General features: G+C 42.1%; 31 protein-coding genes. 24 read left to right on the top strand and 7 right to left on the bottom strand.

Annotation, left to right across the window (positions count from 1 at the left end):
- Window positions 1-2 precede the first annotated feature (2 nt).
- From A1QO_RS19360 to A1QO_RS19335, 6 genes are all read left to right on the top strand, one after another.
- The gene (locus A1QO_RS19360; protein ID WP_017037535.1) at window positions 3-1,256 is read left to right on the top strand and encodes an NAD(P)/FAD-dependent oxidoreductase; all 1,254 of its coding nucleotides are present in this window, start codon (window positions 3-5) and stop codon (window positions 1,254-1,256) included.
- Entirely contained in the window at window positions 1,253-1,987 is a 735-nt protein-coding gene (locus tag A1QO_RS19355) for a DUF1365 domain-containing protein (protein WP_017039816.1), read from the top strand. The genes A1QO_RS19360 and A1QO_RS19355 overlap by 4 nt, the downstream gene beginning before the upstream one ends.
- A gap of 68 nt (window positions 1,988-2,055) precedes the next feature.
- Window positions 2,056-3,336: an SAM-dependent methyltransferase gene (locus A1QO_RS19350; RefSeq protein WP_017039817.1), complete on the top strand. Its 1,281-nt coding sequence runs from the start codon at window positions 2,056-2,058 to the stop codon at window positions 3,334-3,336.
- Window positions 3,314-3,823, top strand: coding sequence for a DUF2878 domain-containing protein (locus A1QO_RS19345; protein WP_017037533.1), 510 nt, complete (start codon window positions 3,314-3,316; stop codon window positions 3,821-3,823). The genes A1QO_RS19350 and A1QO_RS19345 overlap by 23 nt, the downstream gene beginning before the upstream one ends.
- Window positions 3,824-3,826: 3 nt before the next feature.
- Window positions 3,827-4,330: a chalcone isomerase family protein gene (locus A1QO_RS19340; protein ID WP_017039818.1), complete on the top strand. Its 504-nt coding sequence runs from the start codon at window positions 3,827-3,829 to the stop codon at window positions 4,328-4,330.
- Window positions 4,327-4,848: a DUF3833 domain-containing protein gene (locus A1QO_RS19335; protein WP_017039819.1), complete on the top strand. Its 522-nt coding sequence runs from the start codon at window positions 4,327-4,329 to the stop codon at window positions 4,846-4,848. The genes A1QO_RS19340 and A1QO_RS19335 overlap by 4 nt, the downstream gene beginning before the upstream one ends.
- A gap of 84 nt (window positions 4,849-4,932) precedes the next feature.
- On the opposite strand, the gene A1QO_RS19330 is transcribed toward A1QO_RS19335, so the two are convergent.
- Complete coding sequence (locus tag A1QO_RS19330) at window positions 4,933-5,199, bottom strand: hypothetical protein (RefSeq protein ID WP_017036535.1); 267 nt, start codon at window positions 5,197-5,199, stop codon at window positions 4,933-4,935.
- A gap of 567 nt (window positions 5,200-5,766) precedes the next feature.
- Here A1QO_RS19330 and cspE point away from each other — a divergent pair.
- The gene (gene cspE, locus A1QO_RS19325; RefSeq protein WP_017036534.1) at window positions 5,767-5,979 is read left to right on the top strand and encodes a transcription antiterminator/RNA stability regulator CspE; all 213 of its coding nucleotides are present in this window, start codon (window positions 5,767-5,769) and stop codon (window positions 5,977-5,979) included.
- A 180-nt stretch (window positions 5,980-6,159) separates the two neighbouring features.
- Here cspE and A1QO_RS19320 read toward each other — a convergent pair whose 3' ends face one another.
- Window positions 6,160-7,143, bottom strand: a complete 984-nt coding sequence (locus A1QO_RS19320; RefSeq protein ID WP_017037530.1) for an arginine deiminase-related protein — start codon at window positions 7,141-7,143, stop codon at window positions 6,160-6,162.
- Between the two features lie 309 nt (window positions 7,144-7,452).
- Between A1QO_RS19320 and A1QO_RS19315 the strand changes: the two genes are divergently transcribed.
- Complete coding sequence (locus A1QO_RS19315; RefSeq protein WP_017041922.1) at window positions 7,453-9,279, top strand: ABC transporter ATP-binding protein; 1,827 nt, start codon at window positions 7,453-7,455, stop codon at window positions 9,277-9,279.
- A gap of 118 nt (window positions 9,280-9,397) precedes the next feature.
- On the opposite strand, the gene A1QO_RS19310 is transcribed toward A1QO_RS19315, so the two are convergent.
- Window positions 9,398-10,426, bottom strand: coding sequence for a phage integrase (locus A1QO_RS19310; RefSeq protein WP_026027104.1), 1,029 nt, complete (start codon window positions 10,424-10,426; stop codon window positions 9,398-9,400).
- 317 nt (window positions 10,427-10,743) lie between these two features.
- On the opposite strand from A1QO_RS19310, the gene A1QO_RS19305 reads away from it, so the two are divergent.
- The 3 genes from A1QO_RS19305 (at window position 10,744) to A1QO_RS19295 (ending at window position 13,326) form a co-directional block, all read left to right on the top strand.
- The gene (locus tag A1QO_RS19305) at window positions 10,744-11,517 is read left to right on the top strand and encodes a hypothetical protein (RefSeq protein WP_017041920.1); all 774 of its coding nucleotides are present in this window, start codon (window positions 10,744-10,746) and stop codon (window positions 11,515-11,517) included.
- A 134-nt stretch (window positions 11,518-11,651) separates the two neighbouring features.
- Entirely contained in the window at window positions 11,652-12,410 is a 759-nt protein-coding gene (locus A1QO_RS19300) for a hypothetical protein (RefSeq protein WP_017041919.1), read from the top strand.
- 64 nt (window positions 12,411-12,474) lie between these two features.
- A complete protein-coding gene (locus A1QO_RS19295; protein ID WP_017041918.1) occupies window positions 12,475-13,326 on the top strand; it encodes a hypothetical protein in 852 nt (283 codons plus the stop codon).
- A gap of 286 nt (window positions 13,327-13,612) precedes the next feature.
- Here the strand turns inward: A1QO_RS19295 and A1QO_RS19290 are convergent, their stop codons facing one another.
- The 4 genes from A1QO_RS19290 to A1QO_RS19275 all read right to left on the bottom strand — a co-directional run bounded on the left by A1QO_RS19290 (window position 13,613) and on the right by A1QO_RS19275 (window position 17,205).
- Complete coding sequence (locus A1QO_RS19290) at window positions 13,613-14,269, bottom strand: hypothetical protein (protein WP_017041917.1); 657 nt, start codon at window positions 14,267-14,269, stop codon at window positions 13,613-13,615.
- Window positions 14,270-14,273: 4 nt separating this feature from the next.
- The gene (locus A1QO_RS19285; RefSeq protein ID WP_017041916.1) at window positions 14,274-15,392 is read right to left on the bottom strand and encodes a hypothetical protein; all 1,119 of its coding nucleotides are present in this window, start codon (window positions 15,390-15,392) and stop codon (window positions 14,274-14,276) included.
- The gene (locus tag A1QO_RS19280) at window positions 15,392-16,393 is read right to left on the bottom strand and encodes a hypothetical protein (RefSeq protein WP_017041915.1); all 1,002 of its coding nucleotides are present in this window, start codon (window positions 16,391-16,393) and stop codon (window positions 15,392-15,394) included. Before A1QO_RS19280 ends, A1QO_RS19285 begins: the two co-directional genes overlap by 1 nt.
- 119 nt (window positions 16,394-16,512) lie before the next feature.
- Complete coding sequence (locus A1QO_RS19275) at window positions 16,513-17,205, bottom strand: S24 family peptidase (protein ID WP_017041914.1); 693 nt, start codon at window positions 17,203-17,205, stop codon at window positions 16,513-16,515.
- A gap of 180 nt (window positions 17,206-17,385) precedes the next feature.
- On the opposite strand from A1QO_RS19275, the gene A1QO_RS19270 reads away from it, so the two are divergent.
- The 13 genes from A1QO_RS19270 (at window position 17,386) to A1QO_RS19215 (ending at window position 24,791) form a co-directional block, all read left to right on the top strand.
- The gene (locus A1QO_RS19270; protein WP_017041913.1) at window positions 17,386-17,718 is read left to right on the top strand and encodes a pyocin activator PrtN family protein; all 333 of its coding nucleotides are present in this window, start codon (window positions 17,386-17,388) and stop codon (window positions 17,716-17,718) included.
- On the top strand, window positions 17,715-17,930 hold the full coding sequence (locus A1QO_RS19265; RefSeq protein WP_017041912.1) for a hypothetical protein: 216 nt from the start codon (window positions 17,715-17,717) through the stop codon (window positions 17,928-17,930). Before A1QO_RS19270 ends, A1QO_RS19265 begins: the two co-directional genes overlap by 4 nt.
- A gap of 51 nt (window positions 17,931-17,981) precedes the next feature.
- Window positions 17,982-18,110 (top strand): hypothetical protein, encoded by a 129-nt coding sequence (locus A1QO_RS20720; RefSeq protein ID WP_017041911.1) that lies wholly within the window; start codon window positions 17,982-17,984, stop codon window positions 18,108-18,110.
- Between the two features lie 27 nt (window positions 18,111-18,137).
- Complete coding sequence (locus A1QO_RS19260) at window positions 18,138-18,677, top strand: phage regulatory CII family protein (RefSeq protein WP_017041910.1); 540 nt, start codon at window positions 18,138-18,140, stop codon at window positions 18,675-18,677.
- 20 nt (window positions 18,678-18,697) lie between these two features.
- Window positions 18,698-19,108, top strand: a complete 411-nt coding sequence (locus A1QO_RS19255) for a hypothetical protein (protein WP_017041909.1) — start codon at window positions 18,698-18,700, stop codon at window positions 19,106-19,108.
- A complete protein-coding gene (locus A1QO_RS19250; RefSeq protein ID WP_017041908.1) occupies window positions 19,105-19,398 on the top strand; it encodes a hypothetical protein in 294 nt (97 codons plus the stop codon). Before A1QO_RS19255 ends, A1QO_RS19250 begins: the two co-directional genes overlap by 4 nt.
- Window positions 19,395-19,796 carry a hypothetical protein gene (locus A1QO_RS19245; protein ID WP_017041907.1) on the top strand — a complete coding sequence of 134 codons (402 nt, stop codon included), beginning with the start codon at window positions 19,395-19,397 and terminating at the stop codon, window positions 19,794-19,796. The genes A1QO_RS19250 and A1QO_RS19245 overlap by 4 nt, the downstream gene beginning before the upstream one ends.
- Window positions 19,796-20,023, top strand: a complete 228-nt coding sequence (locus tag A1QO_RS19240; RefSeq protein WP_017041906.1) for a hypothetical protein — start codon at window positions 19,796-19,798, stop codon at window positions 20,021-20,023. The genes A1QO_RS19245 and A1QO_RS19240 overlap by 1 nt, the downstream gene beginning before the upstream one ends.
- Window positions 20,020-20,331, top strand: coding sequence for a hypothetical protein (locus A1QO_RS19235; protein ID WP_017041905.1), 312 nt, complete (start codon window positions 20,020-20,022; stop codon window positions 20,329-20,331). Before A1QO_RS19240 ends, A1QO_RS19235 begins: the two co-directional genes overlap by 4 nt.
- An 8-nt stretch (window positions 20,332-20,339) precedes the next feature.
- Window positions 20,340-20,597 (top strand): hypothetical protein, encoded by a 258-nt coding sequence (locus A1QO_RS19230; protein WP_017041904.1) that lies wholly within the window; start codon window positions 20,340-20,342, stop codon window positions 20,595-20,597.
- Window positions 20,584-22,539 (top strand): replication endonuclease, encoded by a 1,956-nt coding sequence (locus tag A1QO_RS19225; protein WP_038132196.1) that lies wholly within the window; start codon window positions 20,584-20,586, stop codon window positions 22,537-22,539. Before A1QO_RS19230 ends, A1QO_RS19225 begins: the two co-directional genes overlap by 14 nt.
- A gap of 70 nt (window positions 22,540-22,609) precedes the next feature.
- On the top strand, window positions 22,610-22,846 hold the full coding sequence (locus tag A1QO_RS19220; RefSeq protein WP_017041902.1) for an ogr/Delta-like zinc finger family protein: 237 nt from the start codon (window positions 22,610-22,612) through the stop codon (window positions 22,844-22,846).
- A 118-nt stretch (window positions 22,847-22,964) separates the two neighbouring features.
- Complete coding sequence (locus A1QO_RS19215; protein WP_017041901.1) at window positions 22,965-24,791, top strand: hypothetical protein; 1,827 nt, start codon at window positions 22,965-22,967, stop codon at window positions 24,789-24,791.
- The last annotated feature ends 71 nt before the right edge of the window (window positions 24,792-24,862 follow it).

Here is a 24,862-nt window from a genome sequence, read left to right as displayed (position 1 = left end):
TTATGAAAAGGATAGCGATTATTGGCTCGGGAATTTCCGGCCTAACCTGTGCTTATTTACTCGATAAAAAAAACGATGTCACCGTCTTCGAAAAAAACGATTATGTCGGTGGACACACCGCCACGGTAGATATTGAGCATCAAGGGAAAGAATACACCGTTGATACCGGGTTTATCGTCTTCAACAACAGAACCTACCCAAACTTCATTGAGCTATTGACACAATTAGGGATAAAACAGCAGAAGACGGAAATGAGCTTCAGTGTTCATAACCGACAAACCAAGTTTGAATACAACGGCCACGGAATTAATGCGCTGTTTGCCCAAAGAAGCAACATACTGAAACCAAAATTCTGGCGTTTAATTTATGAAATTATTAAATTCAACAACCTGTGTAAAAAAGCGTTTAGAGAAAATAATATACAAAGCCAGTCTTCGTTAGGTGAATTCTTAAAAGACAACGGATTCTCTTCATTTTTCAGCCAGCACTACATTCTACCGATGGGCGCAGCCATTTGGTCGACCAGCCTTGAAGAGATGGAAAAATTTGAACTCAAATTCTTTATTCAGTTCTTTTATCACCACGGGCTACTGAATATCGTCGACCGACCTCAGTGGTATGTGGTACCTGGTGGTTCACGAGAGTACGTTCAAGCGATTCAGTCAACATTAAGCAAGGCCATCATCACTAATGCAGACATCAAACACGTCAGTCGTATCGATGGACAGGCGGTTGTGACAATGGAAACCGGTGAATCGCACGCTTTTGATGATGTCATCTTTGCTTGCCACTCAGACCAGGCATTAAAACTACTCGCACAACCTACAGAGCAAGAAACCAAGGTACTTTCTGGTATTCCATATAGCCGAAATGAAGTCGTACTGCACACCGATACCCGCTTACTTCCAGATCGAAAACTGGCCTGGGCGAGTTGGAATTACATGCTTGATGGAGATTTATCTCGACCTTCATGCGTCACTTACAATATGAATATCTTACAAGGCATTCAAAGTGACGACACTTTCTGTGTCACCCTCAATCAAACCGAAGCCATAAACCCAGAGAAAGTGATTCGAAGTTTTGTCTATCATCACCCAGTATTAGATGCATCAAGCGTTAAAGCGCAAAACCTACGATCAACCATCTGCGGTCAGAATGGTTTCCATTTCGTTGGCGCATACTGGTACAACGGCTTTCATGAAGATGGCGTTAAAAGTGCGCTAGACGTTACGCAACGATTCGGCCAAACACTATGACACAGAACAGCGGTATCTATTGGGGGAACGTGCGTCATCGCCGCTTAGGGGCGGTGAAGCACGAATTTAGCTACCAGCTATATATGCTGAGTATCGACCTTGATGAGTTGCCCGCTTTAGTCCAAAAGAGCTGGTTGTTTGGTGAACGGTGGTATAACCCCATTCGTTTCAATGAAAAAGATTACTTAAAAAATGAACCAGGGGAACTCAAGCAACGTATAAGTAACAAGGTAGAGCAGTTAGGTGGAAGCTGGTCTGCAGGGAATAGAGTGGTATTACTTGCACAAGCTCGATGCGTCGGTTTGTACTTTAGCCCGATTAATTGTTACTTCTGCTATGCAGACTCTGGTGAGTGCGAGTACTTACTTGCAGAAGTGAGTAACACGCCATGGAACAAACGCCACTACTATTTAATAAAGATGTCGTCAGAAACGAAGGTTAAGAAAGACTTTCACGTTTCACCTTTTATGGATATGGATATGGATTACCACTGGACAATAACGCCGCCCAATAAGAACACATTGGTTCATATCGAAAACCACAAGAAAGACAAAGTTTTTGATGCGACTTTAGCGCTAAAGAAACACGAATTCAGTGCAAAAGAGATCGGAAAGACAGTTCGTTCTATACCTATGATGACGTTAAAAATCGTCTCAGGTATTTATTGGCAAGCTCTTAAATTGTTCTTGAAGCGGGTTCCTTTTGTCCCGCATCCCGATACTCATGTTTAGCAGCAATACGAGTTTCAAACAAAATATATTTCACAACAATAATGACCGTTTTCTCAAGTGAGGTTCACATGGAACAATCTGCGAAACAAGCTCAAGGCTTAGCTTACAGTAACGAAAATATTGAAAGTCGTTCAACCAATAAATACAAAACGTTGATATTTTCTCTACTCACTCATATCAACCACGCGAGCCTAGAAATTGTTGACGGGGATGAACGTACACGGTTTGGTGATCAAGCATCATCGCTGCATGCGACCATTGTTATACACGACGCTTCTTTCTACAAAAATATGGTACTAAACGGTGGCATTGGCGCAGCAGAAGCCTACATCGATGGAAAATGGACGAGCCCGAACCTAACCAATCTCATTCAAGTGATGGCTATCAACCAAGACCAGTTAGACAAAATTGAAAACAAAGTACATTGGGTCAGCAAGATAAAGAAACAGTTCCTACGTTTTAAAAATGCCAATTCTGAAGATGGATCCAAACGAAACATTCTCGCTCACTATGATATTGGCAACGAACTCTACACCCGATTTTTAGACCCTGCTATGCAGTATTCTTGCGCTGTGTATGGTTCAAACGCAACGACTTTAGATGATGCGCAACAACTAAAAATGCAAACCATCTGTGAAAGACTGGAACTCAAAGAAACCGACCACGTAGTAGAAATAGGTACTGGTTGGGGTGGTCTAGCGATCTACATGGCACAGCATTTCGGATGCCATGTGACCACCACCACCATCTCCGATGCTCAGCATGAATACGCAGAGCAGAAAATCTCACAACTCGGCTTAGAAGACAAAATTACTTTACTCAAAAGTGACTACCGAAAACTGACCGGTCAGTACGATAAATTAGTGTCTGTCGAAATGATTGAAGCGGTAGGTCATGAGTACTTGCCAACATTTTTCAAAAAGTGTTCCGACTTACTAAAACCCGATGGAAAGATGTTAATTCAATCCATTACGATCGCCGACAGCCGTTACGATCGTTACCGCAAAAATGTCGATTTCATTCAAAAATACATATTCCCAGGTGGTTGTTTACCGTCGGTGTCGATCATGACGCAACAGATGGCCAACTGCACCGATTTAGTGACTCATGAGTTGCATGATATTGGCCTTCATTACGCTCGCACGCTCCACGATTGGCGTCAGCGATTTGAACAGTCTTGGCCTCAATTGGTTGAGCTTGGTTATAACGAAGAGTTTAAACGATTGTGGACTTTTTACTTGTGCTACTGCGAAGGTGCATTCTTACAACGAGTGATCAGTACCCACCATGTCGTTGCAAGAAAGCCACGATACAGAGGACAAAGTGATGCAGCGATTCTGGATTATTAATCTGGTTATTTTCCAGGCCAGTTGGTTTTGTGCAGCGTTCTTAAACCAACATGCAGGGCCACTCATGGCCGGGCTGTTGGTCGTCCATTTTTTACTCTCGCCAACCAAGAAGAAAGACCTGAATTTATTGCTACTGCTCCCTATCGGATTAGCCGCAGACAAGCTTCAATTGCATTTAGGTGTCTTTTCCGTTGGTAGCGAATTCTTCCCTATGTGGCTTCTGCTGATTTGGATCATGTTCATTATCAGCCTGAATCACAGCTTAAGTTGGTTGAACCGGTTTTCTTCATTGCCACTTGCTGTCATTGGCGCCCTAGGTGGAACCGCCAGTTACTGGGGAGGAATAAAAGCAGGCGTGATTGAACCACTGCTGCCTGCACACCAAGTCATATTGTCGTTAATGTTGGTCTGGGCAATATTGATGCCCACTTTTGTCCTTCTAAGAAGGAAAATAGAACGACCGACATGTGAACCAGTAACGGGGTGATTTATGTACAAATGGTTTTGTTTATGTTTTCTGCTGATCAGCAGTACTGTTTTAGCGTCGCCGATTAGAGATCTCAGCAAAGTCGGAACCGGAGAGATGAGTTACCTGTTCTGGACAATATACGAAGCTGAATACTACTCGGGCCAGCACGCTATTACAGGTGAACCCGATAAAAATAGGCAAGCACTCAAGATTGAATATCTGAAATCAATAGAAAGCAAAGCGCTTATTCAAGCCACCATAGAGCAATGGCAGCACTTAAATTATGACGCTAATGACATTGAACAATGGGCAGCGTCGTTAGAAAACCTTTGGCCAAACGTTGAACCAGGCAACACCTTGACTCTGCTGCTTGAAGAAGATGGACGTAGCGAATTTTACTTCAATAATGAGCTCATAGGCACCATACGTTCAGAAAGCTTTGGGACTGCATTTCTCTCGATATGGCTGTCGGAAAAAACCTCTGAGCCAGAGCTTCGTCGTCAATTACTGGGATTAAATAGATGAAAAAAATAGTCATTTTAGCGTTGACCATCATGCTAAGCGCATGCGGAAATGCAACGTTAGATAAACATAAAGATACCTTTCCTGAGCTCAAGTTAGAGCAATTTTTTGATGGTGAACTTGTAGCCTACGGCATGGTTTTGGATCGCTCAGGTAATCTGTTACGTCGTTTTGAAGTCAAACTGCTCGCCTCTTGGCAAGGTGATACAGGAGAGATAAAAGAATGGTTTGAGTTTGATGACGGTGAGAAGTCGACTCGTAATTGGCAGCTCAAAAACATTGGCAATAACCAGTATGAGGGGACGGCTGAAGACGTGGTAGGCACAGCGACAGGCAGAACAGAAGGTGCTGCCTTATATTGGCAGTACGACCTAGAAATTCCCGTTGATGGAACCACTTATCAAGTCACTCTAGACGATTGGATGTTCCTGATAGACGAAAAGCGTCTGTTTAACAAAACCGATATGTCGAAGTGGGGCATTAATGTTGGTGAGATAATATTGTATATAGAAAAGAAATAACTGACATCAAAAGACAAAAAACCCCGAACAGCACACCGTTGGGGTTTTGTTTTATACACAGTACAAACAGATCTAAATGACGTTCTAAACTAGATCGTCTGGGTCTGGAGTCGTAAATGCCGCAGAAATTCTCTCTAGCTCTTCTTGCTCTTTCAACTTAATTTCTTCTTGGCGGGCTAATTTTCTTTCATTCAGCGCTTTACGCTCTGATTTAGTAAGAAATTTAACCGCTTTTTTATTAGTAAGAGCATAAGCTATTACGTCTTCGCCTTTTTCTCTGCGTTCATTCACCCTTTGTGAAAAACGCTCGTCATCACGCGCTTTGCGTTCTTCGGCATTTAACTTGCTCATTGCTCATATTCTCTTTGGTTAATCATTGTAAGTTCAATCGAAATGACAGTGTTTGAATGTCTGCATTTCTGATGCAATAGATGTTAGCACACTCCTGCTCAAGACAAGCATACTGCTCAATAATTCCTAACCCTCTTTACGTCATCAATGTGGGAATGTACGTGAAAATAGCGAGCAAAGATGAAAAACACGAGAGTAACGTGTTAGAAAACACACAAAGTTACAGAACGAGCGTAGCGCGTGACGCTAGGCTGCTATTCATATTTATTTCATGCTCATGAAGCAAAAATGACTCAAACTGCGTCTATTCTAAATACTCCATGACGCGACACTCTAAATAAAAGAAGAAAGTACTGTACAATAAAAACACAGCGTGTATTATACCGCTCAGTTGTTCAGAGAGTTATTAAATGCAGCATCAAGTACAAGTAAAACATCCACTATTAAAACCACGTTTTTGTAGCTAGGCGTTTCCCTTTTATTTTAGCGTAACATGACATAATTCAACTCATTGGCATTTGGCTAATGTTGAACTTTTTCTTAAATTAAATAAATAAGGGACATAACATGTCTAACTCAATTACTGGTACTGTAAAATGGTTCAACGAAACTAAAGGTTTCGGTTTCCTTACTCAAGATAACGGCGGCGCAGACGTATTCGTACATTTCCGTGCTATCGCTTCTGAAGGTTTCAAAACTCTTAACGAAGGCCAAAAAGTGTCTTTCGAAGTAGAGCAAGGTCAAAAAGGCCTTCAAGCTAGCAACGTAGTAGCTATCTAATTTAGCTCTACTAGCATTAGCTAATAGAATATATAAAGGTCGCCATTGGCGGCCTTTTTTGTGCTCGTTGATTGTCTACATGCGGGCTTTTCTTCATAAAACAGACCCAAAAAAACGAAGTTCACAAGTAATGCGAACTCCGTTTTAAGATCCGAATGAATAGCTTGCGGTTTACATCTTTTAAAGCAACTTCTTCCTAGTCGGCAAAAACACTTCCCCTAGCATACAGCGAACACTGCCTCCACCAATCGATTCAATTGTCTTGACATCAAATGGCAATAACTTCCCATGGGTTGAAAGCTGGGCTATCTGCGCCGGTGAAAAAGCGTTATAAGCTGAAAGAGACATGGCAATCACCTTGGTTCCGTTCACGGTTTCAAGCTGAAGAATATTGCCACAAAACTGATTCATTTGTTCAATCGATATTGAAATCACTTGTTTCGATTTCGACAACGACTTCAGCACAAAACGTCGTTCAAACTCTGGGATAACTTCATCGCATATCACCGTGAAAGTTTCTCCAATCGCCATCATTACATTCGTATGGTAAACAGGCTGACCTGATTCTAAAGCCGTCTGAAACGAAATCACTCGATTGTAACCTATGCGCTTCGCATATTCTTCCAGAACCTCTCGGTCACAGCGTTGTGATAAAGCGGCGTATATCGTCCGATTAGTATGATCTTTCACCATCACACCCGTACTTTCTAAATACGCATTGTGCTCCGTGTACTCTTGCAGCGAGTCAATGTACTTCACGGGGCGACCCGCGTCCTCTAAAGAGGCTACCAACTGTTCGATACGCACCTCATGTCGTCGGTTTTTACACGCCATAGGGAAGGTGTATAGCTCACCAGAAGAAGTCGTGCTAAACCAGTTGTTTGGGAACACGGCATCAGGAGTGGCTGTCTCAGAGGGCTGATAATCAAAATCGATCACTTGAACCCCTTCTGAACGCAAGCCAGAGAGCATAGCGCGATACTCCGCCATCGTCTTTTGATGAATTTGATCAGGGGTCAGATCGAGCTGATGCTGAAACTCATTGTCTTTTGCCGTCTCAGGGTTAAAAGTAAACTCTTTTGGTGGCACCATGAGGACACAATTGGCATTTTGAGTATTAGCAGTCTGATTAGGTAAAGCTGCTGGCTTTTTACTTTGCAACATCGTCTTAGCTCTTTTTTACTTACGATTCGCAATTGTAAACACTTTGTTAACTGTGTTTTTACTGAATTAACGAGCATCTCCATTATCAAATCCAACTATTAACTGGGAAATTATCGTTTAGCAGTAATATTTACTGTCATGTATACCCTATCGTATGCGTTAGGTAAAAACCGTTGTATTGGTGCACATAACATATTAGTGACATTTCATATCCAATCGTTATACCATAGCGACGCCTCTTTTTTCCTCTCATGAATGACAAGTACACCGATAAAAACACTGAGAATTGGCATATTATTAGGATGATTTATGTTTAAAAAGTTTGAAAGTTTTACCAAACCTTTCCCCAATGAAGAGCCCAAACAACCGCCTAAAGGGATTTTTGCTTTCTGCCGTTATTACACGCGCGGGTTTGAAGTCCCACTGATTATCATGTCGATCATGTCTACCATTGTTGCGATTGTTGAAGTCTCTCTATTTGGGGCAATGGGACAGTTGGTCGATTGGCTTTCGACCAGTAACCCTGAAACGTTCTGGCAAGACAACAGCAGCGTATTAATTGGTTACGGAATACTATTGCTCGTGATCATGCCTGTTCTCGCCGTGGCATACTCTCTGCTCATCCACCAAACGCTTCTTGGCAACTACCCAATGTCGATTCGCTGGCTGGCGCATCGATACTTGCTAAAGCAAAGCGTGAACTTCTATCAAGATGATTTCGCTGGCCGCATTGCAACAAAAGTCATGCAAACCTCACTCGCTGTACGTGAAACCGTCATGAAAACCATGGATGTCTTCGTCTATGTTTCGGTCTATTTTACGTCGATGGTAGTACTGCTCGCTTATGCAGATTGGCGTTTAATGATCCCTATGGTCATTTGGCTAGCTTGCTACGTAGGAATTCAGCTTTATTTTATCCCTAAACTAAAAAGCGTTGCCGCAGACCAAGCAGACGCTCGATCGACAATGACAGGACGAATAGTCGATAGCTACACCAATATCTCGACCGTTAAGCTGTTTTCACATAGTAAACGCGAAACCGACTATGCCGAAGAAGGCATGAAAGGCTTCCTGGATACTGTTTACAAGCAAATGCGCCTTGTAACAGGCTTTGATGTCTTGGTCGAAATCACCAACTATGTGCTGGTTTTTGCCGTAGCGGCTATGTCGATATTTTTATGGATGGACGGTTCCATTACGGTTGGGGCCATTGCTATTGCAATAAGCTTAGCACTTCGTATTAATGGTATGTCGATGTGGATCATGTGGGAAGTCAGTGCCCTATTTGAAAATATGGGTACTGTTGTTGATGGCATGAAAACCCTAGCTAAACCGGTGGATATTGTCGATAAGCCAGAAGCTAAGCCACTAGAGGTCCCGCACGGTGGAATCAGCTTTGAAGATGTCAGTTTTCACTATGGCGAAAACAAAGGTGTCATTAGCCACCTTAATCTCGACATTAAGCCAGGCGAAAAAGTCGGGTTAGTGGGAAGATCTGGAGCAGGTAAATCCACCTTAGTGAATCTGCTGCTTCGTTTCCATGATGTAGAAAGTGGAAAAATTAAGATCGATGGGCAAGTCATTTCAGACATCACTCAAGATTCGCTTCGTAGTAACATCGGAATGGTGACCCAAGATACCTCGCTATTACACCGATCGATTCGTGACAACATCTTGTATGGTAATCCCGACGCCACCGAAGAAGAGTTAATCAAAGCGACCAAACAAGCTCACGCTGATACGTTTATTCAAGACCTTACCGACCCATTTGGTAACACCGGTTATGATGCGCAAGTTGGCGAGCGAGGTGTCAAACTGTCTGGAGGCCAACGCCAGAGAGTTGCCATCTCACGAGTTCTGTTAAAAGACGCACCTTTATTGGTCTTGGATGAAGCGACATCTGCACTCGATTCAGAAGTTGAAGCCGCAATTCAAGAGAGCTTAAATGAGCTAATGGAAGGTAAGACGGTTATCGCAATTGCGCACCGATTATCGACCATCGCAGCAATGGATCGCTTGATCGTTCTTGATCAAGGTACGATTGTGGAGCAAGGCTCCCACCAAGAATTGATCAGCCAAAAAGGGATTTATGCTCAATTGTGGGCGCATCAAACCGGTGGTTTCATAAGCGACTAGCCTACAAACCCCTAACCTATTGATTACATTAGGTTAGGGGTTCCTATCTAAAAGCAAAAATCTGACAATAACGGGCTATAACCGACAATAACTGAGTTTTGTCGCCATTTTGTCGCCATTAATTTTCGAGTGGATTAAGCTGAACAGCTTGCATGAGATGGTCTGGAGAGAAGTGAGCATAAGCCATGGTTTGCTCGATTTTCTTATGGCCTAGAATGCGCTGCAATACCAAAATATCACCGCCATTCATCATGAAGTGACTAGCAAAAGTATGCCTTAATACATGGGTTGCTTGCCCACTAGGAACATGCTCTGGCAAAGCGCGTTTTACGCACTCCCAAGCCGCATAGTAACGCACATCAAAGATAGCATGCCCACTTATCGCCACCTCAACGATTTCATCATACAAAGAGCAAGATATAGGAACCGAGCGGTTCTTCTTTCCTTTAGTTTCAGTAAATAACAATTTGTATTGGTTTACCTGAGAGCGTTTTAAGTTTAACGCCTCACTGATACGAGCACCGGTTGCCAAGCAGATCTTACAAGCAACGTATATTTGTTTTGCTGAGGGGCTATTATCTTGTCGCACCTTTTCTAGAACATCGGAGATCTGCTCTTTGGTTAGAAAGGCTAATTCTCTCTCGCTGCTTTTCACCAGCTCGATACTAAGAAGTGGATTAGGCTGTGTCCATTGCCCGTACTTAATGAGCTTGTTGAACATAGCTCGAAGGGTTTTTAGTTCAATATTATGCGTAGCAGCAGAGATTATAATGTCAGGCCTACTTGGGTGATGGCTTACTCGGCTAGCACGATACTGAAGGTAGTCTTGAGCAGTAAAAAGACGGGCTAATGGGTTTCCTAACATTTGCACTGTTTTAGCTAATACGACATAAGTATTCTTGCCTGTTTTGACTGTGTGACCGTGAGTATCCCACCAGGTATCCAGTAAGTCTTGTAAACGGCGGTGATCGGCTTTCTTACCTAACCATGGTTTATCGTCCACCTCTTTCATGGTGAACAGTTCAAACGCCTTAGCCTCACCCTTGGTGGCGAACTTCTTACGAACACGCTTTCCGCCCCGCCCTTGCGGGTAGCATTCACATATCCATGGCTTTTTAGAGCCATCTTTTAGGTTACGAATAGACAAAGAAAACACCCCACAAATACTGTATAAGTAAACAGTATATTTTTAGGTCCGTTTTTTCAATGTACTAAGTGATCTTAAATGCACAATGGAGCCACCGAACTGACTCCCTAAAATGATCCAAATCGGACCAAAGTAATCTAATTCAAGTGTCTGAGGTGTAATACGGAAATTTTTCGTAGCTTTCTCATGAAATTCGCTTTCGATTCACACAAAGGATTGATATTAGTTGAGTTTCATAATGAATGACCGCAACATAAGTGAAATGCAAATACGGAAAAATTGCGCCTATAAAGCGTTAAATTTCATAAAGGACATAGATGAAAAACTTAGAAAATGAAGTCATTGAATACTTCAAAAAGTTCTCTGTAGAAGCTCGAAAAATTGCTGAGTCTGACGAAAAAACACCTGATTTTCTGATTGAACAGGAAGAAGTCGTTTTGATCGAACTGAAGGAAAAATCAGACGATGAAGCATTACATCAGCGTGAACAAAAAGAGTTAGCTGAAGGTGGCGTATTTGAGCACGTTGGGACTACAGGTTATCGTAACCGTATCTCAGGAGTTATAGATAAGGGAATAAAGCAATTGAAAGCGCAGAAAGAAAATACAAAGAGTGATTTCTGCTTACTTTTTATTGTTGCAAATGGTGTAGCGCAAGGTACACAAGCTGAGCAAATAATTTCAACGCTTTATGGTAGAAAGTACATCATTGACTTTGAATCTCAGTCCAGTGAAGCATCAAGCTGTTACTACGCTTATCATAGCGAGTTCTTTAAGCATAGAAATATCATAGATGGTGTTTTTCTCATCACAAATAGAAACGTTGTTTTGCTTGTTAACGATAAATCACCAAACTACACAGAGTTTAAAGCTTCTTCTTTTCTATCTAAGTTCGTTGGAAAAATCGGAATATTTGACCTTGTCGATCTCGAAACTAAAGAGAATGTCATGGTCGCTGACTGCGACATTCCTCGAAGTAATGAGGAAGCTGTAAAGCAATATATATTTGATAAATACTCTATCGAAAGAGGCATGATGTTAGATTTTCCTCAATATTCGTTTAAGGCTCAGATCGACGCAACTGAAATTTAACAAAGCGTTTAAGACGGATTCCCAACGCTTGGCATTTTCGGTTTGCTTCAGCTTAAGTGTTTACGGAACAATGATTTAGGTTTGGTGGTAGCGTTGCTCACCACTTAACGCGGCGTTAGGTCAGGGAGAAAAATTTGAGTAATAAACCAAAATGGTTTGAAGTTGGTAGTCAGTTAATTGGCGAGGTGTCTGGTGTAGCTATGCAACTGGCAGATCAATTATCAGACTTGTCATTGGACAGTAAAACTTCGGTCCAATGTTCAATTCTTCATTACGTTCAATGCTTAATGGCAAGCGCAGACGCAAATCGAGAGGGCAAACATGCAATAGCGTTAAGCTTAACTCGTCAAAGTGTCGAAGCGTTAACTTTAATTGAATGCGGCTTCTTAAAAGATCGAAGCCTTTCGTCAGAATTAGTTACGGCATGGGTCCAAGGATCAAAAAGTTCTGGAGCAATCAGAAAAAGATTAAGTCAGAATGTTTGGCAACATTATAGTAAATCCTTGTGGTCACAAGGCTGGGGAGAATATTTTGGAGAGTTCTGTTCTTCAATACAACCATATGCCCACTACTCTCGAGAATTGCAAGGATGGCAACTTGAAGTGATCGATAATGCAACATTGGAAGACTGTGGCAGCATTACTCTGAATATGAAGTTCGGTTTTGATACTTACGATTCAAATAAAGCTACCAGAATCACGTTGATTCATATCTTGCTTAGTTGGACTCTGGGTAAAATAATTACAAATAACGTAAGCCAACCTGAACTAGAGCACAAGTTAGACGAATTGCAGCAAGCTTTAGAGGTTTGTCCTGAGTTAGGGAAAGGGCAACTTGATTGGGCTCAGCAGCTTTGGGCTTCTGAATTTACCAAGCCTCAAGAAATGACCTAACAAGCATTTAAGAGTTATTCGCAACGCTTGGCGTTAGGCTTCAATAATAAGTTAGGTATTACAAATGGTTAGCTATACAGTAGAACAGTTACGAGATGATGGTCCTCAATACGCAATGGCTTTGCTGTTAAACGCTCTGGAAAGCGGAGAGCCATTTGTTACTTATGGCTCAATTAAGCGCGAGCTTGAAAAGCAATGGGCTGTAGATACGATTTTCCCAACACAAATTGGTCATGTTGCAGGCTCTTTGATGCATCAAATTTTAGAGCTAGATGAGAATGCTCCCTTAATTAATGTACTGATTACGAGAGGCAACGGTATCCCTGGAGCAGGGGTTTCCGGTTATCTGTATGATCGATACAGAAAACGAAAGTATAAAAACTTTGATTCTTTGCCTAAGGACGAGCAAATAGCAGTCGTTGAACATGAAAGAGAACTTGTTTTTAACTACCCACATTGGAATGAAATAAGTGAAAGCCTATTTGGGAATGAAGTTCAGTTAATTGATACACCAACCAAATTCGACGATCATCAGTATGGCTCTGGTGGCGAGAGTGATGAGCATAAAAGTCTAAAGCATTATATTGCTAACAACCCTAAATCTATTGGACTTGGTGCTCGATTCGGAGTTGGTGATGAAGAAGCATCACTTTTATCGGGAGATATCGTTGACGTGACATTTGCTTCTGGCACGGACTTCAAAATGGTTGAAGTTAAGTCTATAAAATCTTCAGATGATGATCTTCAGCGAGGTATTTATCAATGTGTCAAATACCGTGAAGTTAAGAAAGCAGAGCATGCACCATACTTGGTTAATGTTGAGTCCATACTCGTTACGGAAAGAGAGCTACCCGAAGAATTAAAACATCGTGCAAAAACCTTAGGCGTTCGCCACAAAATTGTGGTGATAAACTGAAGCCTAACAAACTGTTTAAGAGTGATTTAAATGAGTAAATTGTTATCGATAGCTGCTATTAAGGCATGTATGTCTGATCTAGGTTTTTGTCCAAGTAGTAAGTCTCAATATGATTGCGACGCACGGCTTAGAATGGTTAAAGTTTGAAGGAAGGTGAGCAAGCACAAAAAAGGAGCCGTTTAGCTTTAGCGTGACAAGAAGCAGTGACCTGACCCTAGTGATTACATTAGTACAATTACTCCATAAAAAAGCCGCTATATAAGCGGCTTTTTAGCTAAGAGTTATATTATTCTGACAAAATATTGTCTCTGAGGACATTATATAGATGCTTCTGATCAGGTTTATCATCTAATTTAATATTCCCTTTGCTGTTTAACTCAGCTGTTCCTACTCCATGGATGTCAATTTTTAGCTTTTTGATAGTATAAGATTTACCCTCTAAATATTCTGAAACCCTACTCATCAAACAATTACTACTTGCAATAGACATTCTAGCTGTTGTATCTGTCATCAACTCCTGAGACATAATTTCGATAGCGGTAACAGTGATACCATCATTTTCATGAATGACGCCCACAAACTTTTTCAAGTCAACATTAAGTGGAGATATCGAGCAAAGGTAATTCAGCGCAGAAGAAAGGTCTTGCTTAAATTGAGACAAACTTTTAGTCGGGTCAATTACTTTTATTAGCCCGCTTCTGACTTCAATTTCATTAACAAGGTAGTCTTTCACCAAACTTACCTCTGTGTCACCAAATGGACTTGTTATGGTTCGCTCAGAAATAACCTCTGTAATATGCTTAGCAATAATAGACTCATTGTCCGCTTTAACTAACATAAAGCCTGACTTCATGCTTGGGGCATATCTCTTTTTAAGAAGGGAATTAGCAATCTCACGAATACTCTGTTCTACCTTAAACTCAAATAGCGAGATACGACTCATACCTTTATTCCTCACCTTTATCAGATGTCAATTCGACAAACGCAGCTGTAGCTGATTTAACCAAAAGTTTTGATAACTCATCAACTTCATGATTGTTAAGTTGCCCTGTCGTAACATTAAGTACACCCTTTGACTTATTGTAACGATGAACAGCTTTCACCTTGTAATTGAAACCTTTAGATCTCTCTTTGTCATCAAACTTAGCTTCTATAGTAAAACAATCAGACATATCAAAACTGAAAACGTCCTTACTCGCATCTTTTGGATCTACTTTAATAGTAACAGCTTTACGCACCTTCCAAGACATTCTATAGATGTTGTATTTATTTTGGGCTAAGCTTTGGTAAATATTTGAAGTAAGTAAATTTTTACCAGATAGAGCTACATGTCTCAGTTGGCTAGCTACATCATTCTCTTCATTGTCCCCTCGAGCATTACGCACATTTACATTAATCACATCAAATATCTGATAATCATCAAGACTTAGGAGTTTAGTAAAAAACTTGGTTCGCAGTTCATGAGGATGGTGTTCAAAGTCAATCTCGATGGGTTTAACCGACTGAGTCAGCTGCTTATTCATTTCAGACACAATGAGATCACGCAGTTCTTTACCCATTTCGTTTGCCGGAAAGCGAATACTGGTATCCTTAGAGCCAGATACATCAATTTCAATCAAGGCTGTTTTTGGTGTCCGCTGCCTCATAGGGGCTTTTGAAAAGTCGGTATCAACATAACTTGCTTCTACCATAACTTTTTTTCCAGATGCTTTGACCTTTATTCCAACTTCTTTACTTTGAAGTTTAGTTGTTACAGCAGTCAACGCAGTATTAACCTTCCCAACATTGAAATCTGCTGGTAACTCAGTTGTAGATTGGTTGTCTCGACGATCAGGGTTTTCCAATAAAGAAGATATATAGAGATAATCTGCATGATCAAATCGCATTGTTTGCACCATATCTATTAATCTCAACTTAGAGCTATCTTGAGCTACATAAATACCTTTTTTTGCCAGAAAAGTAATCAAGTGCTCAGATTTAACTCGCTGTGCAGTAAGGCCATCACGAATATTCTTGTCATTCATGAAGTACAGTCTATTGCCGACACTTTTATGTTCTTCAGTCATTAGTCCATCAGCCCTAATTCAATGTCAGAAAATTGATGTGTGAACCTACCGATAGTTTGAACACATATCTCTTTTTTTAGCTCTTCAATTTGTTTATTGCTATAACCGATACTCCCAAAGTATTGATTAATAGCCTCTTGAAGATTTAGTGAACCATATTTATTTTTCTTTACTAAGCGAATATCAACAGAGCCCTTGTCATTTAAAATTTGATAATAGGAAAGCGCATCTAAAAGGTAGGTAAACTCTTCAACCGTCTCTCCATCTTCCATGTAGTAAATTACGTAGCCAGCTTCTCGATGCTCAGCAGCATCATGCTTCACAATAATCCAAGAAGAAAAAAGTACCTCTAGCGTTGCAGGTTCTGAGTAATCTTTATTAGAAAAGTGGTTCTTATTTAAAACTTCACTTGGGTGAAAAAAGCAATACTTATCGCTTTTAGGCAGTAAACCATCAGCATTCATAAGCTTTAGATCTTTTGCAATACTCACTAGCTCAGTAATCTTATAAGGACTCATCACGTATACCTGTGAGTAACCATCCAAATGGTTTACTTTGGGTCTGTCCTTATCGGACTCATTAATGTCTTTTAAGATATCATCGAAGTTCCCATTGTAACTATCACAGTGGTTATAAACAAAAAGCATCCCCTTAACTTCAAAGGAATCTTCAGGCTTAAAGAGTCTAGACCAGTTCTCATTATATTGAGCACAGTTTGTCGCATATGTCAGTGAATGCATTGCTTTGCGAATCTGCACCTTATTTATTGAGGTTTTTGCGTAACTTTTTAAGTCTGTATTAACATACTTCATCTGACGATCATACGGGTCGCGGTAGTACATTACGCAATCTGATGGGTGCGAGTCTTTTCCACCATGTTCATCTGAAGCAACACAGTCCCAACTGTGATCTTGAGAAACCTTTTGTTTCCACTTAAAAGCACCAAAAAGCTCTTTGGATACCACCTCTGCCATTTTGGCAATTTGAGCAGTTTCACTCATTAAGTTTGCTCTCTATGTCTATTGTTCGTTAATGTTTTTTTCCTTGATAAAGTAAGGAAAACCCAAGTATTAGTTTTATCAATAAATAAAAAGGCACCCCGTAGGATGCCTTTATTCTTCTATATCACCGCCTTCATGACGGTGGTGACCACTTTTCCTATCACCGCGAAGTCTTCTAGTTTTTCTTCGTTCACAATGAAGGGATCATATTCTGCTTTGTTGTCTGAAATGACTTCATAACCTTCAGCCATTATGTCGTATTTCAAACGCTTTATATAAACGTGTTTACCGATTCGAACCACATACACCCCGTGTTTTACTGGGTGGTCGAGTTCTCGGATATCTACTAACACTTCATCACCGTCACTCAATGTGTCTTCCATTGAGTCACCGTGACAAATAATGATGCGTGCTGACTCTTCCGTTAGGCCAAAACGCTTCAGCCACAGGCAAGGTAAAAACTCGGTTCTTAGTTGATATTCAGCGCCGTTCTGAGCGCCAAAGCCGCACGAAGCATAAACGTTATAAACAGGCACAGCACACATATCATCCATTGCAGATACGGTTCTGACCGATTTAACGTTTGAGATTTCCGTCACATTTTCAGGAATGGAGTCATCGCCAAATTTTTCACGTAATTCCAGAACAAGATCTGGGTGGAAATTGGATATATGAAACTCAAACACCTTAGATGATGTGTTGGACGGCCTTGATAACCATTTGTTTCGTCTAGCTTTTTGAGACACTCCAGTTACAGAGTTTGGCATTCCATCTAAACCAACTAAGTCCGCACTCAAAAACCACTCTTTCATACAAACACCGATAAACACCGACAAACAGTTTGACAGAGACCTGTATGCGGTATAGCTTCTACATAAACACAAACAAACAGAATGGTTTGTATCACTGTTTGTCAGATAGACGGCGATAGACGCCGATTTACCAATGTAGCACATACACGTCTAGGCGTGTAGTGATGTAGGGCACTGATTATGAATACGAAATACGCACTCCACGCTCGTTTTGGCACACCTTTGTTGGCTTTAAGTGATGTTTGTGAAGAGTTCTTCCATATCAATGAAGATACGGCGAAGGGCAAAGCTAACAGCCATTCATTACCTATTCCTGTTTTCCGTATGGACGACAACAAACGCAGCCCGTTCATGGTGCACGTAGATGACCTAGCTGATCTTATTGATTTGCGTCGCCAGAGTGCATTGAAAGAGTTTGTTTCTAAAACGCCAATGCAAGCCGATGAGCGTGAAACCACCCGTTTACGTTTATTAGATCTGCTTTCAACTCCCACTCAAGAGGCACCGCTATGAGCCAGCCACTGATGACCACCATTGCCTGCCCTTATGTCACGGTTGAGCACTACTGCGCTCTTTCGGGTTTGGCCGACGGAACAGTAAGGCAATACATTTCTCAAGGTCGAATCCTCATCAAGCCAAAAACACTTCCACGAGAAAAGACGCTGATCAATATGGTGGCCATGCATGAACTCGCCGCCCGTGAAGCGATGGAACAACTTGGCTAACTCTATCTATCAACACTGTCGGCACTACGCCACTTAACCGGAGACATCACTATGCACAATCAAGCCGCTTACTTAACCAAATACATTGCAGCGCAGCTTAAGAACGGCATCAAAAAAGACGTCATTGATGCCGAATTAGCGAGCTACTTAAGCAAGCTCGGCTGTGGGAACAAACACTGAACCAAACCCTTAAGGTGAGTATCAATCATGGACGAAAATCAAACAATGTGCGCCTTTTTGCACGACGCACAGGAAGAGTATTGGGAAGCGTGCGCACTGTTTCGTGCACGTCACGATCTAACGGCTGTGGCTAAAGTCTGTGGCATTCGACCAAACATGCTACGTAATAAGCTTAATACTGAACAACCTCACGTTCTTTCATTACCAGAGATGATGGCAATTTCTAAAGCCTCGAATGATTACGTGATTTTAGAAGTTGTGCTACGCAAGCTTGAGCTCGTTACCGCACACATTCCCTCAGGTAGCGAAACAGAAAGCTTCATTAAACGTGCTCTGAACAATTCCATTTTAGCTGGGGAGATTTCGCAACTGGCACTTGATAACGCTGGCAATAGAACTCTTCCCCGCTCTACTCGAAATTCAATTATCGGGACAGCTCAGGCAGGCATTAGCAGCTTGATGCTTCTTATCAATGACATAGAAAGCCGCACTGGTAGCACGCACTCGTTCTTTAGCGTGGGCGTTGATTTACTTGCTAGCGGGGCAGCTTTACCGGTTCTTTCTTAACTTTCTACAGGGGTGTAGTTATGGAAAATCTAGAAAACTTCTTACTCAATCAATCTATAGAACAAATCAATAATCGCTTTGTGCGAAGCCGTATGGAACAGCAACAAGAGATGTTGATCCAATTAGATGCTATCGCTAAGAAGCTTCCGCCTATTGCAACGCATCGACCTCAAAGCGAAGTGTTAGCCGATATCAAGGAATCCATGAAGGGTGAACGCGCTCGTCTGTTCTTCGGTCATTCGTTCGTTAGCTGGTATCGCTCTGGCTCTGCGAAGCGTGCCTCTCAGCTTCATCATTGGTCTGAACTTGATATGTACAACCGTCACTTGTTCATTGAGATGTTAGCGCTTCGTGATTTAGGCCGTTGGGACGATGAAGGTCTGTATCAGTTCGAGCAGTACTGTTTAGAAGTGATCGGAGGTTCGGCATGAAAAAGCAATCCATCTCAAAAGAGGTTCTGCAAATGCTCGATGGCGTTGTAGAGAGTAAAGCAACGAAAGAAAAACTAGAGCAAGAAGCGAGTGCTGCCAGACATGAATACAAAAAGCAGCTTGAAGGTGCAGCAAATCTGCTACACGACCAAGCGAGTAAAAGCGACGCTCTAGCCGACCAGTTTTTTACGGAAGAAGGGGTTTTATACAAAGGTCAATTATTTCTATTTGATGATGAAGGGGCGCTTGTAGTGGGTATGGGACCACAAGTTATTGAGGTGGAAGTATGAGCATCATCACCGTTTACCAAACGGACCTTGAGTTTGGCCTGCGCAATGAAGGCTTTACTACTCGGAAGATTGAGCAGTTTGTGCGCATTTTTAATGTCGTGGAATCTAGCCAGGGCAACATGCTAGAGCTTGATTCAACTCGTGCAATGTTGGTTAACGTGAATGGCACAGAACAAGGCTTATGTCTTTCTGACTTCATCACAGCTTGGTGGATATATTGGGTTGTGGTGTTTAACCAGTCCACTGATCCAGTAATGCATAACCAAGCGCTTGGCGCTATCCGTGCCCTTTTCTTTGTGTCCGCCTGCGTTCGAGACACTAGCCAAAAAGCCACCATGCAAATGTGGTGGCGCGACTGTGAACCTCTTCATGGTCACCCAACTTTGGAGGCTGTCTGATGGAATATTTTGCCCTTCGATTATTTGGTGATGGTGCTATGAAGCGCCACACCAAAACATTTGAGCCAGAAGTCACCAAGCTAGGTGACTGTGAAAGCTTTGAAGATGCCGTCAAACAAGCTTGCGCTCAACTGGAATGCAATCACTTACTACGTGGCGTTTTGAGCCAAGGTGAAGGCGCTGGCGGTTACATGGTTGTTGATGCACAGGAGCTAGCAGCGGTATGACTGTTACCCAACTAAAGCAAGGCATTCAACTCTTCCCTGGTGAAACTGGCGTGTGTGCAGATGAGTTCTGCGCCATTGCTAGCAAGATTGATTGTGTTGTCAATCACCCACCCTGTGCGTTCATTAAGACTGATGCACAGAACAATTTCTTAGGTTGGGCTGTTTCGGTGTTTAGCCAACAACATGACGAGGCGGTTTATTTGGTCTCTCATGGCCGAAACCTCCAGCTTTTTCCTTCTTTGGACGAGGTGCTTATGTTTCTCGGCTCAAACGATATTTTAACTTTCAACGTTAGCTCTGCAATGTGAGGTTTACTATGACTATGCAAACTTACTCTGACCCAAGCCATAAACCCTGCCCTGATTTACCGCACCACTCTTTAAACCAAGCGGATAAAGCGCGAGGCCTAGAGTTGCTAAAAAAGGTTAAGGCCGAGTTTGAAGAAATGAGAAATGGAGGCCAAACAGAGCGAGAAAGACGAAAAGGAATATGGAAAGAAAAGCTCAAGGTCAAGGCTCTATCGCTTCCTAACAGAGTGGTTCAACGCTCTAGAGAAGACCATGAAACAGCATAAAATCAACCTTAATAATCCGATAAATCGGCTCCCTAGTCATATCCATAAGGAGCTGATGACGTTTCTGGATAAGAAGAAAGGCTCATCACAACTGGAATTTGTGAATGGTGAATGGGTTCACGATGGCAAGCAAACACCCAAAGAGCTTGTCTTTGAGTTCGCATCGACCACCGCAAATAAGCTAAAACTGCCGTTTGATATTCGCAACTATATTGATAAAGCTGCCGCCAGCCGCCTGCGTAAACATGGCTTCAAAAAGGCCATTAACTTCATTGAAAAGCGCAGTGGTGCGGTTGCGGCGGCGTTTTCTGTTCTGCCTGAGCCTTGGTGGAAAGTAGATAATGAAATTAAGCGAGCTAAGTTAGCCATTGAATTGGCAGGTCGTTGCGGTAATCACGTTCGACTTGCTGCGCAAAAAGGCATGTCACCCATTGAAACTCTTTCACTGATTAATGAGTTTGTGGGTGCTTCTCTGTGGCTACCTAAGTTCACTTATGTAAAAGATGAGGATGACGCGTTTTCGGCCGTCATTCGTTTAATGGATGACGGTTTCTGGCGTAAAGCGCTTGGCCGTATCACCGTTGCGGTGTTTGAAAATGCGCGTCGTGCTGCTGGTATGGTCTCGCCCCACACTTCGCCTTACGCTTCTATTTCTGCCTGTGAATGGCTCACTGTACGCCAAGACAGGCAGCGTGAATGGATTGAGCTAATGGCTATCGAATCTTGCAATGGGGACACCGTTGATCTGCAAACGGTGATCGATTCGTCGCAAAGTAACCCTGCTAATCGCCGTCATGAGTTAATGACGCGCATTGCAGGTTGCCAAGAGTATGCAGAAAGCAATCATCACATTGCTGTGTTCGTGACCATGACTTCCCCTAGCCGCTTTCACCGTTTAAAGAAGCACGGCAAATACTGGATTGAAAATCATAACTTTGATGGCAGCACACCAAAGGATGCTCATGCATGGTTAAGTAAGGGTTGGGAGTTATTCCGTGCTTGGGCTGATTACCGCGATTTAACCTACTATGGAATGCGAGTGGTTGAGCCTCATCAAGATGGAACACCGCACTGGCACGGCGTTTTCTTCATGCCTCTTGAGCAAGCAAAAGCGTTTATCGGTGGCCTACAAGACTATCAATTCCGTGAGACTAAAGACCTATACTTTGAAGACGGCACAGCGAAGACCAAAGCGATGAAAGCTCGTTTTGATGCGAAGTTTATTACGGAAGGTTCAGGCGGCGCCGTTGCTTACCTTGCTAAGTACATTTCTAAAAACGTTGATGGCCATGCATTAGAGGATTTGACCGACTCTGATAATAAACGGGCAAAGCTACAAGATACGGTTAAAAACGTAACAGCCTGGTCTCGTACTTTCTGTTTTCGCCAATTCCAATTTCAACGCACTCCCCCAGTGACCATTTGGCGAGAGCTTCGACGCATTGATGAAGCCCAAGAATTCTGTCTATTCGAGAAAGCAAGACGCGCTGCTGATTACGGTTTTTTCTCTGCCTATATGGATTACATGGGCGGTCACCGCCTGAGTGCTTCTATGCGCCCTATTAAGATTCTTAAGAAAGAGCGTGAAAACAAATATGGTGAGATTGTCGAAGTGACCGATGGACTTGAGGGATCGGGACTTGTGGTATTTACTCGTGAGACAGAGTGGAAACTGGTTAAGAAAGTCTCCGACTCGTCGGAGGCTTCTGAAAGGAGCGGGAGCGACTGCCCTTGGTCCAGTGGCAATAACTATAGAATTCCACCAAGAAGCCAAAAAATACTCAATAACTTCTTCCTAGAACAAGAGCTAAACCGCTCCGATCCAGAATGGGAGGAGTTCATTAACCGGGAACACTCTCCCGATGACTACAGCAAGCCAATAGAAACCGACTCATTACCTATACCACGCAAAAGCAGTAGGTATGATCGTATTCGAGATTAGTGATTTGTTACCAAGTTCATTACTTAGGGGTGGGTATTGAGCGATTTCATTCAGAGACAGGAGATATTAAATGTTGATGCCATGCCCTAAGTGCGGATGCAAAACCCGAATCGTCACCTCTCAAGAAATGAGTAACGAGACGAGAAAAGCCTACTGGCAATGTTTGAACTTCAATTGCGGCGTTCGTTTCCATACGCTCACATCAGTTGAAGGCATTGTTGATTCAGTGGGCGAACCGCCCTGCCCAGAGCTACAGCCAGAGTTGTGTAAGGGCGATGTGAACCAGATGGATATATTTGAAGTCTGAAAGTGCTCCATCTGTATATAAAGCAACCCATACTTTGTTGTAAATATGTGACCAGTTATTCTTATAAGCCATCCATTCCATACTAGTATGTTATCTTCACTAATAATGGAGCAAGTGAATGTATAACATTAGAATGACCTCAACCATTATCATCGCTCTCTTTCTTTCTGCTTGTACAAGCGTACAAGAAAACGTTGCAACTTCTTTTGACCAAATTCATGAGACTGAACAGCAATTCTACAAAAACAAACCAGCTCCTACGGGACTAGCTTTATCAGGAGGAGGAACTCGTTCAGCTTCCTTCAATATTGGAGTTCTAGCTGGCTTGCAGGAAATTGGAGAACTTAACAAACTCGACTCGATTTCCAGTGTATCTGGAGGAACTTATGCTTCTTATTGGTACTTCTCCAAATTGCATTACCAAAATCCTATTTATAAGACTGATTATACAGTTGACGATCTATTTAAACTTTGTTTTTCGGTGAACGAAGAGCTTCTAGAGCAAGACATATCCTGTAAAGATGCTGATGCGGCCAAAGATCGTAGTTATCGATTTCAAAGGCACTTATTTAACAACTCTTTGATTCTCAAAGAGCACACAATGAAAGCAGGGGCTGAAGATGACTGGCATTGGGGACATTTCGTTCCTATTGGCCTACGAACAATTATAGAAGCTCCAATAAGTAATGTCCTCGAACTATTTGGCACAGATAACAACAGCGCCCCAGCCAGAGACTACTATAGACGAGGTCTTGAGCGGACTTATGGTTTAGTTCCTACACCTAACAATCATACAGGAGTAATGAAAGGTTCGTTCGTTGGGGACACTAATGCTAATCGCTCTTGGAGTGGTCATAAAAAACATGCGGATAACCTTTACCTCCCAGAAATTAAAAAACTTTACGACACGAATAAGGCAGATAACCCTCCAGTTTGGATTATAAATACTACTGTCGCCCCATATAATGATTTTAGGTTTACTCGACTATATAAAGACCCATTTGTGACAGAGCCACTATATAACAGTATTTACGAGGTTAGTCCGTTTGCTATTGGTTCAGGTACTACAGGTTACATGACAACCACCGAAGCAAGTGCAATGAAGTGCAATGGGATGGCAGAAGATGGCGGCTGCTTGCGAACTGTTTCAGATTATGTGGCCCTATCTGGAGCTGCTGTTGATGTCACACCATACACAGGCTTTGGCGGTACAGTAGGACTAACGGCTCTTAGTTGGTATGGTATTGAGTTAGGTGACTACTCACTAAACCCTAAAGACTTCAGTGAACCAGCTTACTTATCCGACGGAGGCCACTCTGATAATTTAGGAGCTTACTCACTAATAAAAAGAGGCTTTAAGAACATCATTATTTCGGATGCGGAAGCTGATCCAAATGGAACTATTGAAGGTTTAAGAAGACTAGCCAAACACCTGAGTTATGAAAGTGAAAAGTACCTCAATAACGATAATAGAGGGAAGTTAGCTAAGCATATCAAAGGCGATACCCGAATCGTTTTCTATCATGATGGCAAACCAATCAACGAACTGAACGAATGTATTTATAATGGTACAGAGCAATGCCTTACGATCGCATTTGATGGTAGAGGTTTAGATGAATATAGAGAGGCTAAGGACTGGGAGCTTTCTCCAATACTTGAAGCGAAAATAGAAAACGAAGATGGAATAGTAGCGAACATATTCTACATTAAGCTTCGTGCTCTCGACGCGTATTCAGATTACGCCAATCAGCACCCTACTTTTGATAGTTATTCAAAAGCAACTCTCGAAATATTGAGTGGGACAGATAAAATAGGTGAGTTCCCTCATATATCCACTGTTGATGTCAACTTCAGCCCAGTTCAATACTACGCTTATTATACGCTAGGGCGATTCTACGGGGCAGCACTAAAACATTATCTTAACGTTCAAGTACCTGAGTTATAGTTAATTTTATCTACAACTCATTTATTAAGTTAAAGCGCACGAAAACGATCTTCAACGATCTCTATATTCCC

The organism is Vibrio genomosp. F10 str. ZF-129, from assembly GCF_000287055.2.
Lineage (GTDB): Bacteria > Pseudomonadota > Gammaproteobacteria > Enterobacterales > Vibrionaceae > Vibrio.
Note: the sequence above shows the minus strand (reverse complement) of the source record. Positions and strands in the feature narration are given on the sequence as shown.